The organism is Bifidobacterium sp. M0404 (genome assembly GCF_016101415.1).
Taxonomy (GTDB): Bacteria; Actinomycetota; Actinomycetes; order Actinomycetales; family Bifidobacteriaceae; genus Bombiscardovia; species Bombiscardovia polysaccharolytica.
The window spans coordinates 393,641-405,817 of record NZ_JACFQP010000001.1; the positions used below are offsets into that span (position 1 = coordinate 393,641).

General features: G+C 61.9%; 8 protein-coding genes. 4 read left to right on the forward strand and 4 right to left on the reverse strand.

Features of this window, described 5'->3' with window-relative positions:
* Positions 1–84: 84 nt before the first annotated feature.
* The gene (locus H3T93_RS01605; RefSeq protein WP_046323025.1) at positions 85–1,572 is read left to right on the forward strand and encodes a sensor histidine kinase; all 1,488 of its coding nucleotides are present in this window, start codon (positions 85–87) and stop codon (positions 1,570–1,572) included.
* 100 nt (positions 1,573–1,672) lie between these two features.
* Here H3T93_RS01605 and H3T93_RS01610 read toward each other — a convergent pair whose 3' ends face one another.
* The 4 genes from H3T93_RS01610 to H3T93_RS01625 form a co-directional block, all read right to left on the reverse strand.
* Complete coding sequence (locus H3T93_RS01610) at positions 1,673–1,951, reverse strand: WhiB family transcriptional regulator (protein ID WP_015021978.1); 279 nt, start codon at positions 1,949–1,951, stop codon at positions 1,673–1,675.
* Positions 1,952–2,028: 77 nt separating this feature from the next.
* Positions 2,029–3,999 (reverse strand): FtsK/SpoIIIE domain-containing protein, encoded by a 1,971-nt coding sequence (locus tag H3T93_RS01615; protein ID WP_144177212.1) that lies wholly within the window; start codon positions 3,997–3,999, stop codon positions 2,029–2,031.
* A 90-nt stretch (positions 4,000–4,089) separates the two neighbouring features.
* Positions 4,090–5,061, reverse strand: coding sequence for an LCP family protein (locus H3T93_RS01620; RefSeq protein WP_232346966.1), 972 nt, complete (start codon positions 5,059–5,061; stop codon positions 4,090–4,092).
* A gap of 363 nt (positions 5,062–5,424) precedes the next feature.
* Positions 5,425–6,879: an LCP family protein gene (locus H3T93_RS01625; RefSeq protein WP_052733328.1), complete on the reverse strand. Its 1,455-nt coding sequence runs from the start codon at positions 6,877–6,879 to the stop codon at positions 5,425–5,427.
* 320 nt (positions 6,880–7,199) lie between these two features.
* Between H3T93_RS01625 and H3T93_RS01630 the strand changes: the two genes are divergently transcribed.
* From H3T93_RS01630 to H3T93_RS01640, 3 genes are read left to right on the forward strand one after another with little or no spacing between them, the layout of a single operon-like run.
* Positions 7,200–7,457 carry a WhiB family transcriptional regulator gene (locus H3T93_RS01630; protein ID WP_046323023.1) on the forward strand — a complete coding sequence of 86 codons (258 nt, stop codon included), beginning with the start codon at positions 7,200–7,202 and terminating at the stop codon, positions 7,455–7,457.
* A 58-nt stretch (positions 7,458–7,515) separates the two neighbouring features.
* Entirely contained in the window at positions 7,516–10,656 is a 3,141-nt protein-coding gene (locus tag H3T93_RS01635; protein WP_144177211.1) for a glycosyltransferase family 2 protein, read from the forward strand.
* Positions 10,653–12,176, forward strand: coding sequence for a DUF5719 family protein (locus H3T93_RS01640; RefSeq protein WP_144177210.1), 1,524 nt, complete (start codon positions 10,653–10,655; stop codon positions 12,174–12,176). Before H3T93_RS01635 ends, H3T93_RS01640 begins: the two co-directional genes overlap by 4 nt.
* The last annotated feature ends 1 nt before the right edge of the window (position 12,177 follow it).

A 12,177-nucleotide genomic window follows, 5' to 3' on the forward strand; every position in this document is an offset into this window, starting at 1 on the left:
CCTGTGTATTGGACGCGCATGTCATCATCGCCCTGGGCATGACCCGCCTATCTGCTTCCGCGGGCCCTTTGTATGATGGAGGGCATGGCTGATTTTTCCGAGATTCTGGCTTCCTGCGACGACTGCAATGAGGAGGACCGCGAGTGGCTCCACCACTTGGTGGCCGACTGGCAGGTCATCGCCGATCTAAGCTTTGCCGACCTGCTGCTCCTGCTGCGTACCGGCGAGGGGGAGTTCACTGTGGCCGAGCAGTGCCGTCCCTCAACGGTCATGTCTTTGCGCACCGAAGATGTGGTCGGAGAGCATTTCCCGACCGATCGCAGCGAGGAGCTGGAGGCGGCCATGCAGTCCAAGGGGGTGCTGCGATCCAACAAGCTGCGGACCATCGGCCGCGCCACGGTCTGCGATGTCTATGCCCCTATCCGTCACCAGGGCAAAACCCTGGGCTTGGTGGTCCGCGAGACCAACATGGCCACGCGCGAGTCCAACGGCCGTTACGAGAGCGAGAGCATCAACGCGGGCAAGGAACTCTTCGAGATGATCACCCGCGGCGAGTTCCCCTACGCGGATTCGGTGCTCAACCAGCGGCACAACGCCAGGGTGGCCGACGGTTTCTTTGTGTTGACGGCAAGCGGCGTAGTGCGTTATGCCTCACCCAACGCCATCAGCTGCTTCCGCCGACTGGGCTCAGTGGAGACCATGATTGGCCAGTACCTGAGCGAGATTGGTACTTCCCTGCTCAAGGAGAACGATCCTGTGCCCGACTCTTTGCCGTTGGTCTTATCGGGCAAGGCTGCTGTGGACTCGGAACTAGATGCCAACGGGTCGGCTGTCTCCATGCGCTCCCTGCCCTTGTACGGCAAACAGGGCAGGACCGGCGCCATCGTTCTCTGCCGGGACGTGACCGAGCTGCGCCGCCGGGAGAAGGAGCTGCAGACCAAGGATGCCACCATCTCCGAGATCCATCACCGTGTCAAGAACAACCTTCAGGCCGTGTCAGCCCTGCTGCGGCTGCAGGCCAGGCGCACCAAGTCAGACGAGGTCCGCAAGGAGCTGGAGGAGGCCCAGCGCCGCGTCCAGACCATCGCCGTGGTTCACGAGGGCCTCAGCCAGACCGCCGACGAGATTGTGGACTTCGATAAGGTGATTGCCAACCTGCTGAAGATGAGCGTGGACCTGGCCACTACCAGCGACCAGCACATCACCATCTCCTACGTGGGCAAGTTCGGGATGATGCCAGCCCAGGATGCAACACCCTTGTCCCTGGTGCTGACCGAGCTGGTCAACAATGCTGTCGAACACGGTTTTGAGGGCCGTGACGAGGGGCATATCACCATATCGGTAGGCCGGGGCGGCAACAACCTGAATGTGGTGGTCGAGGATGACGGCAACGGCTACAGCACCGAGTCGGATCAGGGACAGGCTCGGTCCACCGGGTCCGGGCTGGGCACGCAGATCATCAATACCTTCGTCACCAACGACTTCGGCGGTACGGTCAAGTGGGAGCCACGCCGGGATGGGGGCACCCGGGTGGTCATCAACATCAAGCTGCGCGTGGCGCAGGACGTGTGATATCCCGAAAACCTATTAGCGAGGGGTGCTTTTCAGGAAAAGAAAGGGGCGGTGGCATCAAGCCATCGCCCCTTAACTGTTCGGTGCAATCGGGAAGGAATCAGGACTGCATCTGCATGGCCTGAGACCTGCGCGCACGCATGGCCCGACGCTTGAGAGCCCTGCGTTCGTCCTCGCTCAGTCCGCCCCAGACGCCGTAATCCTGATTGGTGTCCAGGGCGCACTTCAGACAGGCGTCAATGACCTTGCAGGTCCGGCAGACAGCCTTGGCCTCCTCGATCTGCTGATAGGCTGCACCTGTGTTGCCGACAGGGAAGAACAGCTCAGGGTCCTTGTCACGGCAAGCAGCCTTGGCGCGCCAATCAAACGCATTACTCATCTACCTAAGCCTCCAAGAAGTTTTTATCTGTGCTTTATCACTACCCTATGCAAGATAAGCACGATGGGTGACTTTTTTCAAGGGTCCATTTGTTTTACGGCTAAAGAGAACACCTGTAGCGGAATGGCGTGACCCGCCTCCAGAACCAGACACCGTCCAGGAATGGCGCTGGCCCGGGTGGATAGGGCGGCCAGCTGATCGGCGGGGATGCCAGCCGCCAGATCGGCCCCCCGTTCGCCACAGGGGAACACCAGACGACGGCTGAAACGCTCAGGTCTGCGCAGGGCACTTGCCGCATCCACAGCTAGAATCACCGTGGTTCCCTCCTGTCCCAAAGCCTCCTGCAAGAGCGGGGACAATGGATCCCGACAGAGCGGATCCAGCAGGTCTTGGGCATCGTCAACAATCCAGACCAGCCCCCGGTTGCCACGTTGATGACCTTTAGGCGGTGTCGGCACCGGACCTGTGGAGTCCCGGCTGCTGTAGCCCTGGCCTGTTCGCCGCGTGATGCGCAAATCAAAGCTGGGTCCTGGTTGGGCTCCCGGCTTCATCAGGGTAAGCAGGGAACGAAGCAGCAGGGCTAGAAGGGTGCTCTTTCCTCGGCCTGGCGGTCCAATCACGGCCGTATGACCTTTGAGGGGCAGGTGGTAGAGGTGCAGCAGGACACCGTCGTCGGTGCGTCCCAAAGGTATCAGGGGCTGCCCTGATTGCCAGAGAATCTTTCCGCAGGCCGGATCACGCTCTGGCAGGGGAGGCGAGAAGAGCGGTGCTGGCGGTCGGCTGCCGCAGAAGCGACTGGCTTTGATGATCTGTTCCACCAGGGCCTGCGGGTCAGCTGCTGGGCAGGTGCGGAAGGCCTGGGGGCCCCGACCTTGCTCCAGGAAGCCCAGACCTGGACAGGCAGGGTCAATTGCTGTGGCGCAGGAGGACCCCAGCAACTCTTTGGACTGCAGGGGGTCGCGCACGCGCAGACAGATGCCCAGGTTCATGTTGGCACGCATCTGGGCGCTGACCTGCCCCATGGTTTGCTGGGTGCAGGCCACCAGGTTCATACCCAGGGACCTGCCCTGAGATGCAAGGGCGGTCAGTTTGTCCAGATAGTCGGGCAGGAGTTGGCGCAGGGCCTGGAACTCGTCAATGACCACCACCAGGCGCGCCGGTGGATCGGACATCAGGGCAGTGTCCTCCACCCCTGCTCTGGCAACCAGGCGCTGACGGCGCTCCAATTCCCGCTGAAGGCCGTTCAGCGCTCGTACGGCCTGGTCCAGATCCAAATTGGTCACGCAGCCCACGGTGTGTGGCAGTCGGGCCAACAGGCCGAAGCCGGCACCGCCCTTGAAGTCCAGCAGGACCAGATTGAGCCGGTCTGGAGGCTGACTGGCGGCCAGGGCCAGACACCAGGTCTGCAGAAAAACCGACTTGCCTGATCCCGTTGTACCTGCCACCAGGGCGTGGGGTCCGTCACGCGGCAGATCGATGACCAGCGGTCTGTGATCAGGACGGGCACCGATGATTGCCGGTGCTGTCTTCCCCGATGCGGCAAGCCAGGCATGAACGATGCTCTGCCAGAGCAGACCATGTGCTTCCGAAGCCCCCGATCCCAACAGTCGGGACTCCAGCCGAGGGCCTGGGTCGGAGGCCAGCTGAGCCAAGTCCTGCTGTGTCTGGTCCTCTGTGCTTGTCGATAGAGAAGCACGATTCGATGCTATGCCGTATTCCAATTGTGCGTGGGCGGTGAGAGATGGCGGTGGCTGTTGATGCGCTCGCAGCAGGCTCAAAAGCAGCATGGCCAAGGTACCTGTCAGGCTGGGCAACAAGAGGAGGAGCAATATCCAGCGTCCCTGGCCGACTGCGTACCAGATCATGCCCGCCTGGGCCAGGGCCGGAGTCGTTTGGGCGACCAGGGTCAGAATGACCTGGATCCTTCCCTTTTTGGCCGTTCGCTCTTTGACGCTGGCAGAGTGCCAATCGCCTGCAACCTGGTTAGAGACTTTCGGCCCGGCTGCTGATATCGGAAATGCAGCTGCTGATGAATTGGCCTTTATCATGTCTTCAGCATGAAGGGCCCGGCTGGGGAGTTCCAGGGCAAATCTGGCATGTGGTCGAATGTGGAATCTGGCTGGGATTGGCGGACGGTGCTACATGCCGCCGACGGTTCCGGGGGCATGACTGCCCTGCGCAAGCTTGTTGAACAGGTCGGTGTTGCGGGCTTGATCCAGCAGAACGGTGGAACCGAGACCCCAGCCCGGATAGTAGTCAGGATCCGCCCAGTAGACGCTTCCGGTGATGCCTTTGCTGCTGCTGGCACTGCGGAAGGCCAGGACCATGCGCACAAGGTCTATGGGGTTGGTCCGCTCATCCACCACCAAGGCATCCAGACCCGCCGAAAGGACCTTTCCGGCCGTCGACGGGTTGAGCATGACCGAGGGCTGGAGCGCCTTGGCAGTGATGGCTGAGATGGCCTGACGCTGGCGTTCGGCACGCCCGAAGTCCCCCTTGGGATCCGAGTAGCGCATGCGGGTGAAGGCCAGGGCCATGCCGCCGTCAGCCTGATGACAGCCGCGGGACCAGACCATGCCTGAGTTGGGGTCGTTGACGTCTGCATCGTAGCAAAGCCTGACACCGCCCAGAGCGTCGACCACCTTACTGAGGCCTCCAAACCGGATCAAGGCCACGTGATCGACCTTATGGCCGGTGATGTCCTCAATCTGGCCGGTCAGGGCCCGGTAGCCCGATGTGTAGGCCACGGCGTTGATTTTCATGTAATCCCCGTCCTGCTTGACCAGGGAATCCCGGGGGACTGAAATCAAGGAGGCGGCTCCGTGCCGGGGCTTGGTCAGTACCAGGATGGTGTCGGTGCGGAAGCCGGTGATGCTGGCATCCTGTCCGGCCCCCGGAGAACCGTCGCGCTGGTCCGATCCCAGAAGGAGCCATGTGGTGGCCTCTGAACCAGGGGCATCGGTCAGCATTTTGTCGCGGGTGAGCTTGCCATTGATCCAGAACCATCCTCCACCCGCCAGTACGACCAGTGCCAGCAGCAGGACCAAAAGCAGAATGGTTATGAATCTGCGCAAGGGGTGTCTGCGGACGAGGGCAGTGCCATTGCGCATGCTTCGATTGCTTCTGTTGCTCCAGTCGTTTCCAACAGGTGCAGCCGTGGCCCTTGGCTGGGGTGTGATCTTCGATGATCCGCTGGTGCGTCTGGCCTTCCGAGCCCCGCTGGTCTGCCCCGGCTGATGCCCAGTCCCGGAGGAGGGGGAAAAGCTGGGAGGCGTCTGGCTACGGCTGTGTCTCGCCTCGGTACCTGGGGTTCCGAGGTCGGCAGCCGGACGGTGATGACCGGAGGGCATGAAGCTAGGAGGCTCCTGTCCCTGTCCGCCTTGGTCTGATCCAGTCCGCATACCCTTAACCTCCGTAGCTTTGACCGACTAGGTAAGCAATAGCATGCCTGAACGACCCAGCGGCTTAATCGGCTATCTCTGCGCCGGAACCGCACAGACCGTAGCGAACAGGTAGCGGTCCGCCATACCGATGTACTGTCCGGTGTTTGCATCCCTGATGGTTCCGTCGTCCGGATCGACAATTCCGCCCGTGTTCGGATCTATCAGGGTCTTGTCAGGCATGGTGATCAGTCCGGTGCGGGGATTGGGTTTGGGTAGAGTAGCGGCGGACGCAGATGGGGATTGGGTGCCGTCCTCTGTGTCAGAGCCGTTGCCCGCTGTCTGAGTAGCACCCTGTGTGTTTTGGACACTCTGGGCATCCTGATCATTGCTGGCCTGCTTGTCTGATGAAGATGTTGACTCTGCAGCCTCATTGGCCTGGGTCAAAGGCTTCCCTTCTCGGAGCAGTTGCCAGATAGTGTCGGCCTCATCCGTCCATACCACTCGGTAATTGTCCTGGGACCATTCCTCGACAGGTATGGTACGGGCGTAGATATGTTTGGTGTCTATGTGCTTGAGCGAATTACCCAGACCCAGCAGGGTCTGGAAGTTGCCCAGGCCCTCGCTCAGCTGCAGGGTGGACATGGAGGTGGTGGCCAGACGGTAGGCCTTGGGCAGGTCGGAATAGATATTGACGGCCTTGGCTTCGTTGACCAGACTCTTGATCAGATACTGCTGGCGGGTGGTTCGCATAATGTCCGACCCGTCGGCGGCGGTTCCATGGCGCATGCGAGCGTACTCGGTGGCTTGGGTTCCGTCCAGATGCCGCAGGCCGCGCTTCAGGTTGATGCCGGTATAGCCGTCCCAGGTATCCTTGGGGATGCACACGTCGACCCCGCCCAGGGCGTCGATGATGGACTTGAAACCGTTGAAGTCAGCCACCGCGAACTGTTGAATGTCCAAACCGGTCAGTGAGCGGACCGCAGCCAGGGAGCAGCTGGCGGCCGAATTCACATCGCCGCCCTGGCTGTAGCCTTCGGCGAAGATGGAGTTGAACATGACCTGGCGGCGGGCCGGAATGGTTTCCCCCTTGCTGGTGGTGCAGGCCGGGGCGTTCACGATGGAGTCCCTGGGAATGGAGACCACGTTCACGTAGGAACGGTCTGCGGCGATCTGGACCACCATGGCCGTGTCCGACTGGTGATTCTCCTCTAGGCCGTCGCCGCTGCCGCCCACATCGGCATTGCCCTTGCCGTCCCGGGTGTCCTGTCCCAGGACCAGGACGTTCAGGGTTTTGCCTTTGTAGATGTCTTCCGGGGCCTTGTGGCTTTGAGCAAGGGTGACGGGCTCCAGCACGTGCATGTGACCGTTGATGTCGGTCCAGAAGGCCGCCACTGTCGAGGCTACGAAACAAAGAATGAAGGTAAGGGCCAGACAGATGCCCGTGCGCAGACGGTGGCTGTTGCGAAACCCACCGCTGTGCTGGGGCTTGCCGTTCCTGCCCGCCTTGATGTTGGGCAGACCCATCTTTCTGGTTGGGGACGTCAATGGTTATGCCTTCCTCATCGGCTGTCGCTGTAGGGGTCATTCCGGCGGGAAGAACCGGGATGACGGTAAAGCGTGCTTGAACCAGTCATAGTATAGTCTGACCCTCATCCGCAGCTCCTCTTCGGGCGATATGGCCTCCTCCACGTGTTGCTCAGTTGCGCTTGCAGGCATGTAGGGGTTGACAGAAGACCTCCGTAGCGGCTGTAATAAAAGTGTGTAAACACACTAGGGACTGGGGGGTCGCTATGAGTGGTTTTATAGACACTCGATACAGCAGTACAACTAAAAACAGGACAACTAAAAACAGGCTGACGCCGCTGATGCAATGGTTCGAAGTCAACATCGGACCATCTTGGCGGAGCGAGGCGCTCTGTGCACAGACAGACCCGGAAGCATTCTTCCCAGGCAAGGGAGGCTCCACTCAGGAAGCCAAGCGGGTCTGCGCCGACTGCACCGTCCGAAAGCAGTGCTTGGACTGGGCGGTCGAACACGACGAACGCTTTGGCATCTGGGGCGGCATGAGCGAACGGGAGCGCCGCCGTTACAAGAAGAGGATGCGCGCGCAGCATCAGGTCTGAATCGCCGCAGGTGCCCGAGCGAGGCATCCGGTGACCTGGATTGCGTAGACTGGAACGCATGAGTTTCGTCGCGCCTCAAGCCCAGGATGTCCGGCAGGTTCTCTCTGCAGTTATGAACGCATGTTCGCCTGCTGCCAGTCCTCATGTGGAGGATGCTGTGGCGGCGGTGATCACGGTCGAGCATGACCTGACCTACCTGTCTGATACCCTGCGTGCCCTCTTGCGACAGAGCCTCTTGCCTAGGGTCATAGTTATTGCGGACTGTTCGGGGATCACTGTGGAGCCTCTCTATGCGCAGTTCCCGGTGGACGGGCCAGCGCGGGTGGAAGTGCAGGTGGTTCGTGCCAAAGGCGCCTCTTCCTTCGGCGATGCCGTGGACAAGGCACTTGGCTATGCCCGTCTGCCTGGTCGAATCCGTGCCCTTTGGCTTCTGCACGACGACTGCCGTCCAATGGATGAGCATTGCCTAGACAGGCTGGTGGACACCTGGCACAGCAATCCCACTGCTTCCCTGTTGGGCGCCAAGCAGTATGACTGGCAGGGCGAGGGACTGCGGGATGTGGGTCGGTATGCCTACCATCACCGAACGGTGAGCCTGGTAGTGGACAGCGAGCCCGACCAGGAGCAGTATGACGCACGTCAGGATGTTTTTGCGGTGAGTCTGGCTGGTGCTCTGGTGCCCATGCAGACTATGAAGGATCTGGGTGGACCAGGTGCCTGGGCTGGAACTTTCGGCCAAGCCGACGACCTTTGCCGCCGCATCTGCCTGTCAGGGGGGCGTGTGGTAGTGGTGCCCAGTGTCCGGATGGCCCATGCCAGCGCACGGATGAGCGGATTGCGCGACCGGAATGGGCGGCCGGCGCAGCCCGACCGTCCCTTGGATGCCTCCATGGGGCCCATACTGGCTCGGGAGCGTTACCTGCTGACTGACTTTGCCCTTCCCTGGTGGCCGCTGGTCTGGCTCTGGCGAGTTCTGGCGGCACTGTGGTTCATGGCCCTTGATCTCATCGGCAAACGGCCTTACAGGGCCCTGTGCCGTCTGTGTGCGCCCTGGCGGATTCTGACCCGTCCTGCGGCCTTGCTGACCATGCGTCGCCGTCTGACTTCCGCCTGCCATGGTAGTCCACGCCGATTGAACATTCTTCAGGCCAACAGTCAGCAGATCCGGCAGTGGCGGCAGCGTAGGCAAGCCTTCCGCGATCAGCAGGAACATCCCATGCTCAGCCACCTGGCCCTGGCTCATCTGCGCCAGCAGTTCCTGCGTCGCCTGGCCTGGGCATCGGGGATGACCATAGCAGTCTTGGTGGCTCTGGTTGCCACTCACTGGCCCCTCTGCCGAGCCATTTTCTCAGGAGGTGCCATCCACGCGCCCTTCCTGCCCTCGTCAGGAGCCGACTGGTCCCGCCTGCTGGCGGCGGCCACCACCTCCTGGTCCTGGGCCGGGGGCGTGGGACAGCCTGCAGTTCCTGCCCCCTTCCTCTTGGTGCTCCTACCCTTCGCCCTGTTGACTGGCGGTCATGTGGCCCAGGCCATGGCCTTGATGCTCCTGGCTGAAACGGGGCTGGCCGCTCTGTCTTTCTGGGCCCTGGCCGGCGTGGTCACCAGGTCCAATCCCATCCGCTTCCTGCTGGGGCTGCTCTGGACTTGTCTGGCATTCGCCCTAGGCATCGTGGATGGTCTGCAGTTGCCCATGCTGACGGTCATGGCCTTCATGCCTGCCGCCTTTGCCTTCGTTTTCAAGGCCGTGGGGCTGTATCAGACCGAGGCTCCCGTGCACCCCAAGGCTTCGGTGCAGCAGGCGGCTCTGGCCTCCATCTGCTTCCTGCCGGTCCTGGTAGCCGAACCTCAGCTCATATTGGCCATGATTCCGCTCTTCATCATGGCAATCTGCCTGGTGTCATCCCATCGGATAATGCTGTTGCTGATGCCCCTGCCTTCGGTGCTGGCCCTGGCGCCAACCCTGGTCAACTCCCTGCATCATGCCAAGGACGGGCTTTGGAGGCAGCTTTTCGCAGATCTGATGGTGCCCTCGGTGGATCTGACCGGTCAGCCTCGAACCGGGAGCCTGGGGGAACTGCTGGCCCGCCTGTTGGGCCTGGATGCTTCGGCCCTATGGCCCACCAGGTGGCGACCTGAACTCTGGCGTCCTGCCACGCTGGCCTGCTGTCTGCTGGCGGTGGTCCTCCTGGCCTTTGTTACCTTGATTGTGCCTCGGGTGCTCAAGGCGGCCAGGATTCTTTGGATCACGGTCCTGTTGGGCCTGGTCCTGGCGCTGGTCTCACAGGCGGTCTGCACTGGCCTGGACGAGACCGGTCCAGTGGCCGGTTCAGTCCTGCCTGGCATGATGATGGCATTTATGGGTCTTCTGGCCTGCCTGGGTCTGCTGGCTGGCAGGGCCGTCCGTCCCTTCTCGCCCCTTGCTTCTGGGCATGATCAGGCCCCTGACAACGATGCCGATCGTCCGCCCCTGCCTCCTGCGCAATCCTCTTCAACCTCTGCAATTGCAGTTAATGGTGGCGGACGTGTTTTCAGGCTCTTGCTGGTCCTGGTCCTGGCCCTAGTCACTGTGGGTGTAGCAGTGATCGGTCTGGTGGCGCCTGTCGGTGGGCCCCTGTCTGCGGACGGCCGACAGCTTCCGGCTGTGGCGGTGGACTACCTGGAGAAGGATCCATCCCATCGGGTGCTGGTGCTGACATCGCCCTCCCATGGTCGCGTGGCCTACACCGGTTTGCACACCTCACGAGGAGAGCTGGTAGATGCCTCGCCTGCCCTGCGCGTCCAGAGAGTGAATGGCAATCAGCTGGCTGGCGAGGGTGTCCTCTCGCATTCAGCAGCTGCTCTGATGGCCAAAGCCGACTCACAAGCCGTAGCTGCGGTGGCCGACCTAGGCTTCGGCGGTATCTACGTGCCAGTTGATCGTTCCGGAGCAGCGGGATTGGGGTCCACGCCCAACGATGACCTGGTGTCCAATATCACCGCCAGCGAAGGTGCCCAGCAGGTGGTGGCCAATGCACAGGGAACCTATTTCCGTTTGAACTCACAGTCCGGCAAGGACGTGGGCGTTGACATGACTGGTGTCACACGAGCAGAGGCCAGCACTTGGAGGCGGGTCTGGCTGTGGACCCTGTGCCTGGTCCTGCTGGGATACTGCCTGGTGGCTCTGCCGCGTCCGGGCTACTTTGGAGGGGAGCAGCTATGAGTGCACGAAGCAAGGGATCCCTGGTGGCCGCTCTGGTCACGGCGCCTCTGGTGGCGGTCCTGATTGCCGCTCTGCTGATCTGGGCACCTCCGGCCTCATTGGCTGATGGTGCCCGAGGATCTACAGCCGTTTCCAGCCGGGTCAGTCAGCGAGAGGTAGCGGCCTACTGCCCGGCTCGAATGACGGTAGCGGACGAGGATAAGGTCGGCGATGACCAGTTCAAGGCATCGGAGGGCGATCTGAGCTCCCGCGTCACGGCCGCCGCCTTCGGATCCATTGGCAGTTCCAGCCTGACCCCAATGGGAAGTGGGCGACACACCACGTTGACTGATCCCGATCTCTTGGACGGGCAGAAAGTCATGGCCGCTTCGCTCGACCCCGGCGCTTCGGCCACTGCCTTCGATTCCCGGATGCTCAAGTCCCAGCCGGGTACGGGGGCTGCTGCCGGTATGGTCTCCTGGGCCACGAAGGGTGATCTTAGAGGAATCCAGGCGCTGGCCTGCCCCCGGGCCGTCATGGATGCCGACTTCCTGTTGCCCGCCACCAGCAGAGGGAATACCCAGCGGTTGGTGGTCTACAACCCGTCATCCAAGGCCACGGTGATCAGTCTCGAGGTCCAGGGTTCGCACTCCTCAGGTAGGCTGCCCCTGGAGACAGGCAAGACCATGACCGTGGCTCCTGGCGGCCATGCCTCATATGATCTGTCTGCGGCGGCTCCTGGTCAGCAGGCCATCTACGTCCGGGCTCGCAGCTCACAGGCTCCGGTAGCCATGTCGGTCTCCGTCAATGTCATGGCCGGGCTCGATCCACGCGGGTCTGATCAGGTGACTACATTGGCGGCTCCCGGCCGTGATCTGGTCATTCCCGGCCTGCGCGGGGCTGACCAGGCCACTCTGCTTCTACAGGGATCCCATGCCACGGCGGTGGACCTGTTCTGGGTGGATGAAGGCGGTCAGCAATCCTTGCGGCGGGTGGATCTGCGGGACTCTCAGGCCACGGCGGTGAATCTGGGTGGTGTGCCCGATGGCAAGCTGGCTCTGCAGGTGCATGCCGACCGGCCCGTCCGTGCAGTCCTGCAGGTGACAGGCCAGGGCAGCCAGGACCAGTCACAGTCCGACCTGGCTCTGATTCCCGCGGGGACTGCTGCTGCCTCCTCGGCCCTGACTATATCCCAGCCTGCCCAGGCCGCGCTGACGCTGGTCAATCCATCGACGAATCAGATCAAGGCCGAACTGGTTGGATTCGACGAGAAGGGCAACAAGCTGGGGGAGCGCTCGCTGACCATAGAAGCAGGTCGTGCCCATGAGCTTTCAGCCCACGATTTGGGCGACCATGTGGCCGCCGTGCGGCTGAATGAGGACTCCGAGCATGGCTCCTCCCGGTTGATCTGGAACGCACGCCTGAGTGTGGACGCGGTCAAACAGGCTGGCTTGGCTGGTCTGGCGATCATGACTCCTGACGGGCTCATGCCCACGACCACCGTGATCCGCTCCGGCCCAGACTCCACTGTCCTGCCCTAAG